Origin of the sequence: Caballeronia sp. LP006 (assembly GCF_031450995.1) — a bacterium.
Lineage (GTDB): Bacteria > Pseudomonadota > Gammaproteobacteria > Burkholderiales > Burkholderiaceae > Caballeronia.
Genome location: NZ_JARTVW010000005.1, coordinates 848,259 through 865,212, shown reverse-complemented (window position 1 = coordinate 865,212; position 16,954 = coordinate 848,259). Strand labels below are relative to the sequence as shown.

Sequence of the window (16,954 nt, the reverse complement as noted above, 5' to 3'; positions counted from 1 at the left end):
CGCCATATCTCCACCACTCCACCATCCGACTGCTCGTGCACCGATCCGCGACTTCGCCACTCTGCTGTTTCACCTCGCACCTTGGTCACTTAACCATCAAGCTACTTACGACTCCCACGACTCCCACTACACCAACTCACCACCGAACATCTAGCGAATCTGCGAATCCGCAGATTGGCAAATCCGCCATTCCGCCACCCGCCATTCCGCCATTCCGCCATTCCGCCAATGCCTTTCGGCCTTTCAGCCATTCCGCCTTGCCGTCTTGCCGCCTTGCCGCCAATCGCCAATCGCCAATCCGCCAATCCGCCAATCCGCCAATCCACCAATCCGCCAATCCGCCAATCAGCCAATCCGCCAATCCGCCAATCCGCCAATCCGCCAATCCGCCAATCCGCCAATAGTACTATTAATACTACTTCACGCCGCGTTTTGCTAAGATAGCGAACCCGTTTAGGAGACGTCCATGAAAATCACGAAACTGGAAACCTTCATCGTTCCACCGCGCTGGTGCTTCCTCAAGATCGAAACCGACGAGGGCATCACCGGCTGGGGCGAACCCGTTGTCGAAGGACGCGCGCATACCGTCGCCGCCGCCGTCGATGAACTCGCCGACTATCTCATCGGCAAAGACCCGCGACATATCGAAGACTTGTGGCAAGTGATGTATCGCTCGGGCTTCTATCGCGGCGGGCCTATCGGCATGAGCGCGATTGCAGGCGTCGATCAGGCGCTCTGGGACATTCTCGGCAAGCATCATGGCGTGCCGGTTCACGCGCTGCTCGGCGGACAAGTGCGCGACAAAATCAAGGTGTATTCGTGGATCGGCGGCGACCGTCCGAGCGATGTCGCGAACAACGCGCGCGCGGTCGTCGAACGCGGGTTCAAGGCCGTGAAGATGAACGGCTCGGAAGAGCTGCAGATGATCGATACCTTCGACAAGGTGCAAGGCGTCATCGACAACGTGCGCGCCGTGCGTGAAGCGGTGGGACCGAACGTGGGCATCGGCGTCGATTTTCATGGCCGCGTGCACAAGCCGATGGCGAAGGTGCTCGCGCGTGAACTCGATCCGTTCAAGCTGATGTTTATCGAAGAACCCGTGCTGTCGGAAAACGTCGAGGCGTTGCGCGATATCGTCAGTCAGACGAGCACGCCCATCGCGCTCGGCGAAAGGCTCTATTCGCGCTGGGACTTCAAGCACATCCTCGCGGGCGGTTATGTGGACATCATTCAGCCGGACGCGTCGCATGCCGGCGGATTGACCGAGTGCCGCAAGATTGCCTCGATGGCCGAAGCGTACGACGTCGCGCTCGCGCTGCATTGTCCGCTCGGGCCGATTGCGCTTGCCACGTGTCTACAGATCGACGCCGTGAGCTACAACGCGTTCATTCAGGAACAGAGCCTCGGCATTCACTACAACAAGGGCAATGACCTGCTCGACTACATCAAGAATCCCGAAGTGTTCGCTTATGCGGACGGGATGGTCGCGATTCCTCAAGGACCGGGGCTGGGAATCGAGGTCAATGAAGAGAAGGTGCGCGAAATGGCGAAAATCGGTCACCGGTGGCGCAATCCGGTCTGGCGGCATGCGGATGGAAGCGTAGCCGAGTGGTGATTTCCTGACGCGCTGACGGCTCGTCGAGATCGCGAGCCGTCACCGTCTCAGACGCGCCTTCACCCCGCCGCGCAACGCATTGCTGATGAGCAACTCATCGGCGCCCTCGAGGTCTTCGGTCGTCATTACGCGCTCGGCGGCTTCCAGTTCTTCGATCAACACCGCGCGCATCACGCCCGGCAGCACGCCCGCCTCGATGGGCGGCGTCCACCACTTTCCGTCGATGCGCGCAAACACGCTCGACCGCCCGCCTTCCGTAATCTCGCCGCGTTCGTTGCAAAAGAGCATGTCGAACGCGCCCTCCGCTTCCGCCGCTTTCCACGCGCGATCGTAGTCGGCACGATGCGTCGTCTTGTGACGCAACAGCGCGTCGCCGGAGTATCGCGGCGCAAACCCGCGATCCGAAGCGAGCAACACATCCACGCTATCCGACGCCAACGGCGCAAGCCGCGCGCTCGTCAATGCAAAGCGTCCGCTCTTGTCGAGCGCGATGCGCAACCGATACGGCGCGCCCGCCTCGAAGCCCGCACGATGTTGCGCGAGTTGCGCGTCCAGCTTGCGCTCATCGAACGGAAAACGAAGCCACGCGGCGCTCGCCTTCAAACGCGAAAGATGACGCGCGGCGTGGCGCACGCCGTCATCGCGCGTGGCGTGCGTCGTCTCGAACAACTCGAAGCCGGGGTCCGCGCCCATCAGAAAGCGCGCCTTCAACAGACACTCTTCGTACTCGCTCGCGGCATCGCTATCGAGCACGATTCCCGCGCCGATACCGATCACGCCGCGCGTGCCGTCGGCATCCACGACGAGCGTGCGGATCGCGACCGACAGACAAAAGTCGCCGTGCGTATCAAGCCAGCCGATCGCGCCGGTATAAAGACCACGCGGCGTGCTCTCGATTCCGTCGATGAGCTGCATCGTGCGGTATTTCGGCGCGCCCGTGATCGAGCCGCAGGGAAACAGCGCGCGGACGATATCGGCGAACGAAGCGCCCGGATTCACGCGCGCCTCGATGGTCGACGTCATCTGCCACACCGACGCATAAGCCTCGACCGAGAACAACGCCGGCACATGCACCGAGCCCGTCGCCGCCACGCGCGACATGTCGTTGCGCAACAGGTCGACGATCATCACGTTCTCCGCGCGATTCTTCGGGTCGTCGTGGAGCGCGGCGGGATCGGAGTCGCGTGGCGCGGTGCCTTTCATCGGCCGCGCGCGCAAAAGCGCTCCTTGCTTCTCGACGAACAACTCCGGCGAACACGAGACGACCACGCGGCCGTCCGGCATGGCGATGAACGCGCCAAAGCGCACCGGCTGACGCTCGCGCAAACGCCGATACAACGCGAGCGGCGTGCCGAATACATCGAAATTCAACCGGAACGTGAAGTTGATCTGATACGACTCGCCTTCGCGCAGCGCGTGATGAACGGCGGCGATGGCGGTATCGAATTCGTCGCGCGTGATGCTCGGCTCGATGCCCGCCACGCCCGCCACCGAGGGCGTCTCACAACCGCCATCTCGCGATGCAAGCCACGCGCTGGCTTCGTCGCGAGACATGGGCGCGCACTCGCGGAACATGAGCACTCGCAACGCACGATCCTCGCCGCGCCCGATACCGCCGAACTGGAGATTGCGGCCGAACTCGTAATCCGCGACGACGAGCGCATGCAGGCCGCTCTGCAAATCGGCATCGATGGCCGCACATACGGCGTCGAGCGTGCGCCCGTCTTCGCAGACATGGGCGCGCACGAATCCCGTGTACAAACGACTCGACCGCCTTTCGGCGGTCGCTTCGCAGTCGTCGAGCAGCGCGAACACCGCGCCGCGCTCTTCAGTCGTCATGGCAACACTCGCTGCCGGTCGTGCCACGTCTTACACATCAATCGAAGAAGCTTTTCACGCGGTCGAACCAGCTCTTGCTTTGCGGGCTGTGGCGCGCGCCGCCTTCCGTCAGCGACTTCTCGAACTGCTTGAGCAGATCGCGCTGCTGATCGGTGAGTTTCACGGGCGTTTCGACCTGTACATGCACATACAAGTCGCCCGCGATGCTCGAACGCAAACCCTTGATCCCCTTGCCGCGCAACCGGAACGTCTTGCCCGACTGCGTGCCTTCCGGCACCGTGAAGCTCGCGCGGCCCGCCAGCGTCGGCACTTCGATCTCGCCGCCCAGCGCCGCCGTGGTGAACGGAATGGGCATCTGGCAATGCAGGTCGTCGCCGTCACGCTCGAACACCGAGTGCTGCTTGATGTGGATCTCCACATACAAGTCGCCGCTCGGACCGCCATTGAGACCCGGCTCGCCGTTGCCGGCGGAGCGGATACGCATGCCGTCGTCGATGCCCGCCGGAATCTTCACTTCCAGCGTCTTCGTTTCCTTCACCTTGCCCGCGCCGTGGCAGTTCGTGCACGGGTCCGGAACATAGGTGCCGCTGCCGTGACACTTCGGGCACGTCTGCTGGATGCTGAAAAAGCCCTGCGACATGCGCACCTGGCCCTGACCATGACAAGTCGGGCAAGTCTCGGGCTTCGTGCCGGGCTTCGCGCCCGAGCCGTGACAAACATTGCAGTTGGCCCAGCTCGGCACGCGAATCTGCGTGTCGTAGCCGTGCGCCGCCTGCTCCAGCGTGATTTCCATGCTGTAGCGCAGATCCGCACCGCGATACACCTGCGGACCCGCGCGGCCGCCACGCGCCGCGCCGCCTGCGGCTTGCCCGAAGATGTCGCCGAAGATGTCGCCGAAGGCATCGGCAAAACCGCCGAAGCCCTGCGCGCCCGCGCCGCCCATGTTCGGATCGACGCCAGCGTGGCCGTATTGATCGTAGGCCGCGCGCTTCTGCTGGTCGGAGAGCATTTCGTAGGCTTCCTTCGCCTCCTTGAAATTCTCCTCGGCCTTCTTGTTGTCCGGGTTGCGGTCAGGGTGATACTTCATCGCGAGCTTGCGATACGCCTTCTTGATCTCTTCGTCGCTCGCGTTTTTCGCGACGCCCAGAATGTCGTAGTAATCCCGTTTCGCCATGTCGGTTCGATTCCGCCGCGCTTCTAACCCGACGGTTCCTCTGAGATGCTCCGGGCCATTCGACCCGCGCTTGAAACCTCTGACGCCTCGCCCCAAACTCGGCTCGAAGCAAGACGCCTCTAAAAACAACGTGCCCGGAGAGCCGTCAGGCTCGCCAGGCGCGTTCCACGTCAGACGCTAGACGCGTCCCGATGCCGGTCTTCGCGTGACGCATACGCGCCGCGAAACGACCAAGGGCGCATGAATGTCGCCACTCACGCGCCCTCCGGCTTAGTCCTTCTTCACTTCCTTGAAGTCGGCGTCGACCACGTCATCGTGCTGCTGGCTCGCACCCGCTTCCGCCGATGCACCCGCGCCCGCCGCACCGGCCGCACCTGCCGCCGCGCCCGCCGCGCCTTGCTGCGCCTGCATGTCGGCGTACATCTTTTCGCCGAGCTTCTGCGATGCCGCCGCCAGTGCTTCGACCTTCGCTTCGATGGTCGCCTTGTCGCTCGCGTTGTCCTTCAGCGCGTCTTCGAGTTCCTTCAACGCAGCTTCGATCTTTTCCTTCTCGCCGGCTTCGACCTTGTCGCCGTACTCGGCAACCGCCTTCTTCGTGCTGTGGACCAGCGCGTCGCCCTGGTTGCGGGCATCGGCCAGTTCACGCAGCTTGTGATCTTCCTCGGCGTTGGCTTCGGCGTCCTTCACCATCTTGTCGATTTCCGCGTCCGTCAGACCCGAGTTCGCCTTGATGGTGATCTTGTTTTCCTTGCCCGTTGCCTTGTCCTTCGCGCCGACGTGCAGAATGCCGTTCGCGTCGATGTCGAAAGTCACTTCGATCTGCGGCACGCCACGCGGCGAAGGCGGAATGCCTTCGAGGTTGAACTCGCCAAGCAGCTTGTTGCCCGCGGCCATCTCGCGCTCACCCTGGAACACCTTGATGGTCACGGCGCCCTGGTTGTCGTCCGCCGTCGAATACACTTGCGCGTGCTTCGTCGGGATGGTCGTGTTCTTGTTGATCATCTTCGTCATCACGCCGCCGAGCGTCTCGATGCCGAGCGACAAAGGCGTCACGTCGAGCAGGAGCACGTCCTTGCGGTCGCCCGACAGAACCTGACCTTGAATCGCGGCGCCAACGGCCACGGCTTCGTCCGGGTTCACGTCACGGCGCGGTTCCTTGCCGAAGAATTCCTTCACCTTCTCCTGCACCTTCGGCATACGCGTCATGCCGCCGACGAGGATCACGTCGTCGATATCGCCGACCTTCACACCCGCATCCTTGATGGCGGTGCGGCACGGTTCGATCGTGCGCTCGATCAGCTCTTCGACGAGCGCTTCGAGCTTGGCGCGGGTGAACTTGAGGTTCAAGTGCTTCGGGCCCGACGCGTCAGCCGTGATGTACGGCAGGTTGATGTCGGTCTGAGCCGTCGACGACAGTTCGATCTTCGCCTTTTCAGCCGCTTCCTTCAGGCGTTGCAGCGCGAGCACGTCTTTCGACAGATCGACGCCTTGTTCCTTCTTGAACTCGCCGATGATGTAATCGATGATGCGCTGGTCGAAGTCTTCACCGCCGAGGAACGTGTCGCCGTTGGTCGAGAGCACTTCGAACTGCATTTCGCCGTCCACGTCCGCGATTTCGATGATCGAGATGTCGAACGTGCCGCCGCCCAAGTCGAACACGGCGATCTTGCGGTCGCCCTTTTCGGCCTTGTCGAGACCGAAGGCGAGCGCGGCTGCCGTCGGTTCGTTGATGATGCGCTTCACTTCCAGACCGGCGATGCGGCCTGCGTCCTTCGTTGCCTGACGCTGGCTGTCGTTGAAGTACGCCGGGACCGTGATGACGGCTTCCGTAACCGGCTCGCCGAGGTAGTCCTCAGCGGTCTTCTTCATCTTGCGCAGCACTTCAGCGGAAATCTGCGACGGCGCGAGGCTCTTGCCGTGCGCTTCGACCCATGCGTCGCCGTTGTCGTGCTTGACGATCTTGTAGGGCATCAGGCTGATGTCCTTCTGCACTTCCTTCTCGTCGAAGCGGCGGCCGATCAGGCGCTTCACTGCATAAAGCGTGTTGCGCGGATTCGTAACCGACTGACGCTTGGCAGGTGCGCCAACCAGAATTTCGTTGTCGTCGACATACGCGATGATCGACGGCGTGGTGCGCGCGCCTTCCGAGTTCTCGATGACCTTGACCTGATTGCCTTCCATCAGCGCCACGCACGAGTTCGTGGTGCCGAGGTCGATACCAATGATTTTGCCCATTTTTTATACTCTCCTAGCTTTAATCGCTTTAGCGCTGCGGCCGGAAAACGCCGGCTTTTGCGGCCGATTTACCGGGCCGAACGCCCAAATATTCATACCTGTACGCAAGATAAGAACGCGGATTTCGTTTTCAAGACCCTGAAAGCGATGCGGTCTATATCTTTTTTCACTCGGAAGCCTTGCCGCGGATCTTTTCCCGCGCCGCCACGACCGCCGCTTCGAATTGCGCGAGACCATGCCAGCCGGTGGCGCGCCCGAGACGCTTGCCGCGATGAAAGAAAAACCACGTCGGCACGCCATGCAGCAAAAAGCGCCGTCCCAGTTCCCGATGCTCGTAGACATTGCTGTGAAACCACTTCAGTCCGAGCGCGCGGATTTCATCGGGCTTCGCGAGCATCGCTTTTTTGGCGATTTCGCAGTTGAAGCAGTCGACGCCCCAGAAGAACACGACGGCCAGATCATCGCCCGCCGAAGCCAGCCCGGCGTCGAAACCGGGCGCGTCGAGCTCCTGCATGGCGAAGACCGAAAACGCGGTGGCATCGACGGGAACGCGATTCTCCGAGGTGGCCATGGCGTTCTCGCGGCGCGTTACTTCGGTGCGGCGACGGTGACGAGAGCCGGACGCAGCACGCGATCCGAAATCACGTAGCCTTTTTGCAGCACGGACACGACGGTATTCGCTTCCTGCTCGGCCGGCACCATGGAAATAGCCTGGTGACGATGCGGGTCGAACTTCTCGCCCACCGGATTCAGCGCGGTGACGCGCCCCTTTTCCAGCGCGGCGGTCAGTTGACGCAGCGTGAGTTCGACGCCCTCCCGCACCTTGACGAGATCGGACGATTGATCGGCAAGCGCGGCTTCAAGGCTGTCGAGTACCGGCAGCAGATGTTCGGCAAAGCTTTCGATGGCGAACTTGTGCGCCTTCTGCACATCGTCCTGACCGCGGCGACGCACGTTTTCCGTTTCCGCCTTGGCGCGCAGGAACTCTTCCTGGAGCGCGGCGATCTTCGCCTGCGCTTCGGCCAGCGCGGCTTCGTTCGCGTCCGGCGCGACTCGCGGCGCATCGGCGCCCGTCGGCGCTCCGGTTGCGCCGGCTTGGGTCGGGTCGGCGGCCTGGCGCGCGGTTTCGTCTGCGGGCGTGGGGTTCTGGCTCGCTGGATTCTCTTGCGTGTTTTCCATGTCGCTGAATGTATTGCTGTGAGTGAAATGGATGCGATCGGCCGGGAGTCCTCTTACCGCCGAGAACCAGGCCAGGCTTTTTCGCACTAGCGGCGGAATTTGGGGCATCCGAGGGATTTTCAAGGCTCCAGAAGCGGTTTTTCGGACGAAACTTAGCTTTTTCGCGTGCGCTTCAAACATCGGACAACGGCGGGCCACGCTTGTCGGCTGCGTGACGCGTTAAGTGCAAAATTCGCCACATTTGACTGCGAGAAACACTTCGTAATGGGCGTTTCGTCGCAGTAAGCCAAAATCAGATTGAGGCGATTGCGTTGTTCGCCTACACTTCGAACATGCGTCGCAGGAACACGTTAACCCTAATCCTACGAATGCAGTAACCGCTCAGCCCTTGCCCGTTTCCTTCCGGTTTTCACGACCGGTTATCCCGCTCACCGGGGGTACCATGAAACTGACCTTTGCTATCGCGGTGGTCGCTCTGGTACTGGTTGCGGGAACGACCACCATATGTATGTCCGGCGCTGTCACCGCCCGTAACACCGAGTACGGCGGCGTTCATGCGACCATCGAAAATTACTTCAATCCGAACCTGCCAGTTTGTCGATAATGCGCCGGTCGCGCTTCGTCGGCCTGCCCTGAATTCCGAGAGCCGGCTCGCGAAACGTCTTGCGCCGCTCGGCTTCGGCTAACCGCTTCACTCGGCCCTCTTCCGTTTCCGCGTAAAGCGTCTCGGCCACGCTAGCCGGTCCGCGCACGTCGCACACGCCCTTTACTTCCACTTGCCAGACGATCCGCTCGATATCGATCTCGACGAGATCGCCGACGCGCACGTCCTTCGACGGCTTCACGTTCGCCCCGCCGATCTTCACGCGGCCTTTTTCCACCGCGTCGCTCGCGAGCGAACGCGTCTTGAAGAAGCGCGCCGCCCAAAGCCATTTGTCGATGCGCAGACGCGCGCCTGGTTCCGTCGAAATCGTGTAATTCATGAATAACCGTTCGTTCAGGCGGCAACCGTCAATGGCTGCACGGCCTGCACCGGCCAGCCTTGCAGATTCTGCGCCGCGATTTCTCCCAGCGCCTTGATCCACGCCGGCGATGCATTCAGGCAAGGAATGCGGTGAAACTGCTTGCCGCCTGCGTGCAGAAATTCGTCGCGCACCTCGATGCCGATTTCCTCGATCGTCTCAAGACAATCCGCCGTGAAGCCGGGACAAAAAACGTCCACGCGCGCAACACCCGCCGCGCCGAGCTCCGCGAGCGTCGGCGCGGTGTATGGCTGCAGCCATTCCGCGCGGCCGAAGCGCGACTGGAACGTGACGCGGCATTCCACCGGCGTGAGCCCCAACGCGGAGGCGAGCAGCGAGCCCGTCAATTGGCACTGGTCGTGATACGGATCGCCGAGATCCATGGTTCGCTTGGGGACGCCGTGAAAACTCAGCACGAGCTTGTCGCCGGCGGCAAAATCCGGCACGCCGTGATGACGCCAGTAATCGCGCACCTGCTCTGCAAGCGCGGAGATATACGCCGGATGATCCGCGTAATGACGAATGGTGCGAATCTCGGGCTGATTGCGCACGCGCTTGAGCGCGGTAAAGGCGTCGTCGAAAGCGGTCGCGGTGGTCGAAGACGAGTACTGCGGATACATCGGCACCAGGAGAATGCGCTCGGCGCCTTCGAGCTTGAGCTGATTGAGCATGACGCCGATGCCCGGCGTGCCGTAGCGCATCGCGTAGTCGACGAGCACGTGATAGTCGTTTGCCGCAAAGAGGCGCCGCAAGCCCTCGACCTGCTTCTCCGTATAGACACGCAAGGGCGAGCCTTCCGCCATCCAGACCTGCGCATATTTCTTTGCCGACGCGCGCCCGCGAAACGGCAAGATGATCAACCGCAGAATGATCTGCCAGAGCAAGGAGGGAATCTCGACCACGCGCGGATCGGAGAGGAACTGCGCCAGATACTTGCGCACGGCACGCGGCGTGGGCGCGTCCGGCGTGCCGAGATTGATCAGCAGCACCGCGACACGATGCGAAGCGCTAGGCTGCGAAGGCAACTCGAGATCGAAACGCATAGGGCAAGGCGGCCGGAAGTGGTCGAAAGGTGAAACCCATTATAGCGGCGCGTTTCACGCCGCATCATTGGCCGAACGGCCTAGTGGCGGCGCGGCGCGCGGGCCGGCATGATGGGCTGAAGGAAAAGCTATTGAGAACTGAGCGACATGGACAACAAGCGTGCGGTGATATCGACGATGGGAATCACGCGGTTGTAGGCCATGCGCGTGGGTCCGATCACGCCGAGCGTGCCGACGATCTTGCCGTTGACTTCATACGGCGCGGTCACGACGCTCATTTCCTCGATCGGCACCAGATTAGATTCCCCGCCGATAAAAATCTGCACGCCCTGCGCGTGACTCGAAACATCCAGCAATTGCAGGAGGCTCGTCTTTTGGTCGAACAAATCGAACAGCTTGCGCAGCCGCGCCATGTCGGACGAAAGGTCCGCCACTTCGAGCAGGTTGCGCTCGCCGGAAATCAGCACGGTCTCGCCCGGATCGGTTTCGGCGGTGCTCGCGACCACGGCCGCCTGCATGAGCGCGGTCATGTCGCCGCGCAATTCGTCGATTTCCTGACGCAGCCGCAGACGCACTTCGTCGAAGGACAGGCCCGCGAAATGCGCGTTGATGTAGTTGGAGGCTTCCGTGAGCTGCGACGGCGAATAGTCGCGCTGCGTCGCCATCATGCGGTTCTGCACGTCGCCTTCGGGCGTCACGATGATAAGCAGAATGCGCTTGTCCGACAGCCGCATGAATTCGATCTGCTTGAACATGTGACTGCGGCGCGGCGTGAGGATCACGCCAGCGAACGACGAGAGACTCGACAGCACGCTCGCCGCCGCCGCGACGATCTTCTGCGGCTCCTCGCCTTGCAGGCGCGTCTTCACGGCGGTGGTCATGGCTTCGTCTTGCGGCGCTTCCACGGTGAGCATGGTGTCGACGAAGAGCCGATAGCCGCGCGGCGTGGGAATGCGTCCCGCCGACGTGTGCGGGCTGACGACGAGACCGAGGTCTTCCAGGTCCGACATCACGTTGCGAATGGTCGCGGGACTCAGCTCCAGGCCGGAATGCCGTGATAACGTGCGCGAACCGACCGGCTGACCTTCGGCGATGTAGCGCTCGATCAGCGTTTTGAGGAGGGTTTGTGCACGTGGGTCTAGCATGGGGAAATTTTAGCCTAACGTGTCGTGGCGCGGCGAACGTACCCGCCGCGATGAATCGCTTGTCGAGCGATTCAATGTCCGCTCCATTCTAGCGATAAACAACGGGCGCGCCCCGGCGTGATCGGCTGGCGTCGCAGCCGCCCTTCGCGCACGGTTCTTTTCGCCTTCCACCTATGGTGTAATGCCGGCATGGAAATTGGCCAATTCAAGACTGTCGCGCTCATCGGGCGCACCAATACGCCCGGCATCGAGACGCCGCTGCGCCTGCTCGCGGAGCTGATCTCGAAGCAGGGTTTCGAGGTCGTGTTCGAGGCCGGCACCGCGAAGGATGTCGGCGTGACCGATTACCCGGCGCTCTCGGTCGCCGAAATCGGCGCGCGCGCGGACGTGGCGGTCGTGCTGGGCGGCGACGGCACCATGCTCGGCGTGGGCCGCCAACTTGCGCCGTACAAGACGCCGCTCATCGGCGTGAATCACGGGCGGCTCGGCTTCATCACGGACATCCCGCTCACCGAGATGCGCGAGATCGTGCCGCAGATGCTCGCCGGACAGTTCGAGCGCGAGGAACGCAGCCTGCTCGAAGCGCGTATCGTGCGCAACGACAAGCCCATCTATCACGCGCTCGCCTTCAACGATGTCGTGGTCAATCGCAGCGGCTTTTCAGGCATGGCGGAACTGCGCGTGTCGGTGGATGGCCACTTCATGTACAACCAGCGCTCGGATGGTCTGATCGTCGCGACGCCCACTGGCTCGACCGCCTACGCGCTTTCGTCGGCGGGGCCGATTCTTCATCCGCAGTTGCAGGGCTTCGTGCTCGTGCCGATTGCGCCGCATTCGCTCTCGAACCGTCCGATCGTGCTGCCCGACGACTCCAAGGTGACCATTCAGTTCATCGGCGGGCGCGATGTCAACGTGAACTTCGACATGCAGTCGTTCACGGCCGTCGAGCTGAACGACGCCATCGAAGTGCGGCGCTCACGGCACACGGTGCCGGTGCTGCATCCGGTCGGCTACAGCACGTACGCCACGCTGCGCAAAAAGCTGCACTGGAACGAGCATCCCTCGCAAGACTCCGCCCTCTGAAGCGCTCACCACGCCCTTTCCAAGCGTCCATGCTCCGTCATCTCTCCATTCGGGACTTCGTCATCGTTGCCGCGCTGGATATCGAGTTCGACTCCGGCTTCACGGTTTTTTCGGGTGAAACCGGCGCAGGCAAATCCATCCTGATCGACGCCCTCGCGCTCACGCTCGGCGCCCGCGCCGACGCGAGCGTCGTGCGCACGGGCGAAGCGCGCGCCGACATCACCGCTGAATTCACCACGCACGCGCAAGTGGCGCGCTGGCTGGACGAGCACGCGCTCTCGCAAGACAGCGACACCGTCATGTTGCGCCGCGTGATCGATTCCGGCGGCCGCTCGCGCGCGTTCATCAACGGCACGCCGGCCACGCTTACGCAACTGCGCGAAGTGGGCGAAATGCTCGTCGACATCCACGGCCAGCACGCGCATCAATTGCTGATGCGCCCCGACGCGCAACGCGAACTGTTCGACACGCACGCCGGTCTCGTCGACACAGCGAGCACCGTGAATCGCGCGTGGCGTGCGTATCGCGAGGCCCAGCAGGCCGTAGAAGCCGCGCAAAGCCGCGACCGCGAACTGCAACTGGAACGCGAGCGTCTCGCATGGCAGTTGAGCGAGTTCGACAAGCTCGCGCCGCAGCCGGGCGAATGGGAGGAAGTGAGCGCGGAGCATCATCGGCTCTCGCACTCGGCAAGTCTCATCGACGGCGTGCAAAGCGCGCTGTCCGCATTGTCCGAATCCGACGAAGCCATGATTTCCCAACTCGCCGCCATCATCACGAAGCTGCGCGATCTGGCCGATATCGATCCCGCGTTGAGCGACGTGCTCGCCTCGCTCGAACCCGCCGAGATTCAGTTGCAGGAAGCGTCGTACTCGCTTTCGCACTACGCGCAGCGTCTCGAACTCGATCCTGACCGGCTCGCGCAGGTCGAGCGTCGCATGGATCAGCTTCACTCGACGGCGCGCAAGTTCCGCCTTCAGCCCGAAGCGCTGCCCGAGGAACATGAAGCGCGCCGCAGCCAGCTAGCGGAACTCGATGCCGCCGCGGACCTCGACGCGCTCAACGCCGTCGCCGAGAAAGCGAAGGACGCTTATCTCGCGGATGCAAGAGCGCTGTCGAAGGCGCGCGCGAAAGCGGCCAAGACTTTGTCGAAGGCAGTAACCGAAGGCATGCAGGAATTGTCGATGGCGGGCGGCAGCTTCGAAGTCGCGCTCGTGCCGCTTGCGGAAGGCGGCGCAAACGGGCTGGAACAGATCGAGTTTCGCGTGGCGGGCCACGCTGGCGTCGCGTTACGGCCGCTCGCGAAGGTCGCATCGGGCGGCGAACTCGCGCGCATCAGCCTCGCGCTCGCCGTGATCGCGAGCACCGCGAGCCCGACGCCCACGCTGATCTTCGACGAAGTGGATACGGGCATTGGCGGCGGCGTGGCGGAAGTGGTCGGACGGCTCTTGCATCAACTCGGACGCGACCGGCAAGTGCTGTGCGTCACGCACTTGCCGCAAGTCGCGGCGCGCGGCGATCAGCATTTCCAGGTGGCGAAAACTTCCGACGATGCCGGCGGCACGGTCAGCACGGTGACGCCGCTTGACAAGTCGAAACGCATCGAAGAAGTGGCGCGGATGCTGGGAGGAATCGAAATCACGGCGACGACACGCAAGCATGCAAAGGAGATGCTCGCGGCTTGAGGCGCGGGCGAACGAGGCGGCGCAAAAACGCTGCGCCGCCTTCCACCTTACTCGGCAATCGAGAACACGCGTCTCCACAACGCCGTCACCGCTTCCCTTTCGCCCTTCACCGCATCCGGCGCGACGCGCGCCTTCTCCATTCCATCGAGCCGCAGCGTGTGCTGCAGCTTGCGGTAGTGCCGGTACACCGCGCCAATCGTTTCCGCTTCGTCCGCGCTGATCAAGCCGCTCTGCGCCGCGATCTTGAGCAAGGTGATATTGCCCGCATTGCGCACGAACTCGCGATGCTCGCGCGAGTGCAGCAACACCCAGTACTGCACGATGAACTCGATATCCACCATCCCGCCGCGATCGTGCTTCAGATCGAACAATTCGCTGCGATTGGGATGCCCCGCCGCCACACGCTCGCGCATCGCGACGATTTCGCGGGCAAGCGATGCCGCATCGCGCTCCATCACCAGCACGTCCGCGCGAATGGCTTCGAATTGCGCGCCGATCTCGGCGTCGGCGGCGCTGTAGCGAGCGCGCGAAAGCGCCTGATGCTCCCAGACCCACGCGGTATTCGCGGCATCGCCTTCACGAATCTGATAGCGGCGAAACGACTCCAGACTCGTCACCAGCAAACCCGATTCGCCGTTCGGCCGTAGACGCAAGTCCACATCGAACAGCGTGCCCGCGCCGGTCGCCGCCGTGAGCCACGTGATGAGACGGCGCGCGAACATCGCGTAAATGTCGGCGGCGCTGTCGTTCGAATCGTCGGGATCGTCGTAGAGAAAGATCAGATCGAGATCGGACGCATAACCCAGTTCCTTGCCGCCGAGCTTTCCATACGCGATGACGGAGAAGCGCGGCGTATCGCGATGCCGCTTCGGAAACTGCCGCCAAACCGTCTGCACGGTTACGTCGAGCACGGCATCGGCGAGTTCGGACAGACGGTCGCTCACATGTTCCACCGACAGATGTCCCGCCAGATCGATCAGCAGAATGCGGAACACTTCGGCTTGATGCGCGTGACGCAGCAAGTCCATCTGATGCTCCGCGTCCTCCGCTGCCGCAAGCCGGGCGAGCAGCGAACGCTTGAACCCATCCCAGTCGAACGGGCTGGCAATGGCTTCGTCATCGAGCAATTCGTCCAGCAATTGTGGATGGCGAATGAGATAACCCGCCGCCCAGCGCGAGCCGGACAACACGGACAGCACGCGTTCGAGCGCCGCCGGATATTCAGTCAGAAGCGCGAGATACGCGCCGCGTTTGCCGATGGCTTCGAGCAAGTCGAAAAGCCGCGCGATCACATCGCCGCGACGCGCGGCATCGATCGACTGCACGACTTCGAGCGCGCGCTGCGCGACCACGTCGAAGCGCTCGCGGCTGTGCTCGTTCAGGCTCGCGTAACGCGTGGAATTCCACACGCCCGTTAGACGCGCGAGCACCGGCGCCGGGTCCGCGAAGCCGAGTTCGGACAGACGGCCGGCGAGTTCTTCCTGCGCGGAATCGTCGGCGAGCGCGCTGCTCCAGATCCACGATGCAGCCGAATCGTCCGACACGCCGCAGCCGTTTTCACCGCCGATCTTGTCGGCGAAGATGGCATCGAACTGTTGTTCGACGAATTCGCGATGCGCATCGAGCTTGTCCATCAACGCGGCGTAGTTCGCAAATCCGAGCGATGCCGCGAGCAACGCGCGCTCGTCGTCGGCAACCGGCATCGCATGCGTCTGCGCGTCGTTGCGATACTGCAGCCGATGCTCCACCGTGCGCAGAAACAGATACGCGTCGGTGAGCGAGTCGCACACGTTCTGCGCGATCAGCCCGTGCGCGGCGGCGCGTTCGAGCACCTTGAGCGTCGGACGAATGCGAAAATCCGCCGCCTGTCCGCCGCGAATCAACTGGAACACCTGCGCGCTGAACTCAATCTCGCGGATACCGCCGCGTCCGAGCTTGATGTCGTCGGCCTTGTCGGGGCGCATGGACGCGCGCCGCCGCGCTTCCTGCCGAATCTGCAGATGCAGCGAGCGAATCGCGGCGATCACGCCGTAGTCCAGGTATCGCCGATAGATGAAAGGCGTCGCAATGGCTTCGAGTTGTTTGACGAGACGGCGCGCGGCATCGCTCTTCGTCTCCGAGACGACGCGCCCCTTGATCCACGCGTAGCGTTCCCATTCCCGCCCTTGCACATAGAAATACTCTTCGAGCATGCCGAGACTGCACACGAGCGGACCCGAATCGCCGTTGGGACGCAACCGCATGTCGACGCGAAACACGTAGCCGTCTTGCGTCATCTCCGCGAGCGCGCCGATCACGCGCCGCCCGAGCCGTGTGAAGAATTCCTGCACCGAGAGCGGCGAGCGCTTGCCGCCGGCGGTTTCGCCATCGTCTTCATAAACGAAGATCAGATCGATATCCGACGACGCGTTCAGTTCGCGCCCGCCAAGCTTGCCCATGCCGACGACGCCGAGCGTAAGCCGTTCGCCTTCGGGTGAGCGCGGCTCGCCGAAGAGCGCTTCGAGGTCGGCCGCGAGTACCGCGATGGCGCGTTGGATCGTTACTTCGGCGAGATCCGTCATTGCGCCGGTGACTTCGGCGACATCCGCCGTGCCCGCTAGATCGCGCTCCATCGCCGTGCAGAAAACCTCCATGCGCAAGCGGCGCAACGCCGTCTTGAGCGCGGCTTCATCGAGCGTGCCGGTTTCGACGCACGGCACGCAATGAGCGTCGAGGCGCGCTTCGATCCATTGCCGCGTGATCGGCGTCCTTGCCCACTGGGCGACATCGGAGGCTAGTTCCGGACGCGCCGAATAGGCGCGCGACGCGTAGTTGGAATAGCTGGAACTGAGGAGTTTCGCGTCGGTCATGAAAGGGTAGGCTCGCTCGTTGCTTGGTACAGAAGCTGATCGTACACCGGCAGCGAAGCGGTTTGAACCAACGGTCCGCGAGGCTTGT

Annotated in this window: 12 protein-coding genes; 3 read left to right on the top strand and 9 right to left on the bottom strand. The window is 62.7% G+C overall.

What is annotated here, in order from left to right:
- Positions 1–466 precede the first annotated feature (466 nt).
- Positions 467–1,615: a galactonate dehydratase gene (gene dgoD / locus P9250_RS20745; protein ID WP_244827048.1), complete on the top strand. Its 1,149-nt coding sequence runs from the start codon at positions 467–469 to the stop codon at positions 1,613–1,615.
- A 39-nt stretch (positions 1,616–1,654) separates the two neighbouring features.
- On the opposite strand, the gene pabB is transcribed toward dgoD, so the two are convergent.
- The 8 genes from pabB to hrcA all read right to left on the bottom strand — a co-directional run bounded on the left by pabB (position 1,655) and on the right by hrcA (position 11,252).
- Positions 1,655–3,454: an aminodeoxychorismate synthase component I gene (gene pabB / locus P9250_RS20740; protein ID WP_310394913.1), complete on the bottom strand. Its 1,800-nt coding sequence runs from the start codon at positions 3,452–3,454 to the stop codon at positions 1,655–1,657.
- Between the two features lie 37 nt (positions 3,455–3,491).
- A complete protein-coding gene (gene dnaJ, locus P9250_RS20735) occupies positions 3,492–4,628 on the bottom strand; it encodes a molecular chaperone DnaJ (protein WP_244827046.1) in 1,137 nt (378 codons plus the stop codon).
- 270 nt (positions 4,629–4,898) lie between these two features.
- Complete coding sequence (gene dnaK, locus P9250_RS20730) at positions 4,899–6,863, bottom strand: molecular chaperone DnaK (RefSeq protein WP_250463099.1); 1,965 nt, start codon at positions 6,861–6,863, stop codon at positions 4,899–4,901.
- Positions 6,864–7,029: 166 nt separating this feature from the next.
- Complete coding sequence (locus P9250_RS20725; RefSeq protein ID WP_310394910.1) at positions 7,030–7,434, bottom strand: thioredoxin family protein; 405 nt, start codon at positions 7,432–7,434, stop codon at positions 7,030–7,032.
- A gap of 17 nt (positions 7,435–7,451) precedes the next feature.
- Positions 7,452–8,042, bottom strand: coding sequence for a nucleotide exchange factor GrpE (gene grpE, locus P9250_RS20720; protein ID WP_310396822.1), 591 nt, complete (start codon positions 8,040–8,042; stop codon positions 7,452–7,454).
- 575 nt (positions 8,043–8,617) lie between these two features.
- Complete coding sequence (locus P9250_RS20715) at positions 8,618–9,025, bottom strand: RNA-binding S4 domain-containing protein (RefSeq protein ID WP_310394908.1); 408 nt, start codon at positions 9,023–9,025, stop codon at positions 8,618–8,620.
- A gap of 14 nt (positions 9,026–9,039) precedes the next feature.
- Positions 9,040–10,107, bottom strand: a complete 1,068-nt coding sequence (gene hemH, locus P9250_RS20710) for a ferrochelatase (protein WP_244827042.1) — start codon at positions 10,105–10,107, stop codon at positions 9,040–9,042.
- A gap of 128 nt (positions 10,108–10,235) precedes the next feature.
- Positions 10,236–11,252: a heat-inducible transcriptional repressor HrcA gene (hrcA, locus tag P9250_RS20705; protein WP_244827041.1), complete on the bottom strand. Its 1,017-nt coding sequence runs from the start codon at positions 11,250–11,252 to the stop codon at positions 10,236–10,238.
- A gap of 189 nt (positions 11,253–11,441) precedes the next feature.
- Here hrcA and P9250_RS20700 point away from each other — a divergent pair, with 189 nt between their 5' ends.
- Together P9250_RS20700 and recN are read left to right on the top strand one after the other, a co-directional pair.
- The gene (locus P9250_RS20700; protein WP_244827040.1) at positions 11,442–12,335 is read left to right on the top strand and encodes an NAD kinase; all 894 of its coding nucleotides are present in this window, start codon (positions 11,442–11,444) and stop codon (positions 12,333–12,335) included.
- Positions 12,336–12,364: 29 nt separating this feature from the next.
- Positions 12,365–14,017 carry a DNA repair protein RecN gene (gene recN / locus P9250_RS20695; RefSeq protein WP_310394905.1) on the top strand — a complete coding sequence of 551 codons (1,653 nt, stop codon included), beginning with the start codon at positions 12,365–12,367 and terminating at the stop codon, positions 14,015–14,017.
- Positions 14,018–14,064: 47 nt separating this feature from the next.
- Here recN and glnE read toward each other — a convergent pair whose 3' ends face one another.
- The gene (gene glnE, locus P9250_RS20690) at positions 14,065–16,866 is read right to left on the bottom strand and encodes a bifunctional [glutamate--ammonia ligase]-adenylyl-L-tyrosine phosphorylase/[glutamate--ammonia-ligase] adenylyltransferase (protein WP_310394903.1); all 2,802 of its coding nucleotides are present in this window, start codon (positions 16,864–16,866) and stop codon (positions 14,065–14,067) included.
- Positions 16,867–16,954: the final 88 nt, after the last annotated feature.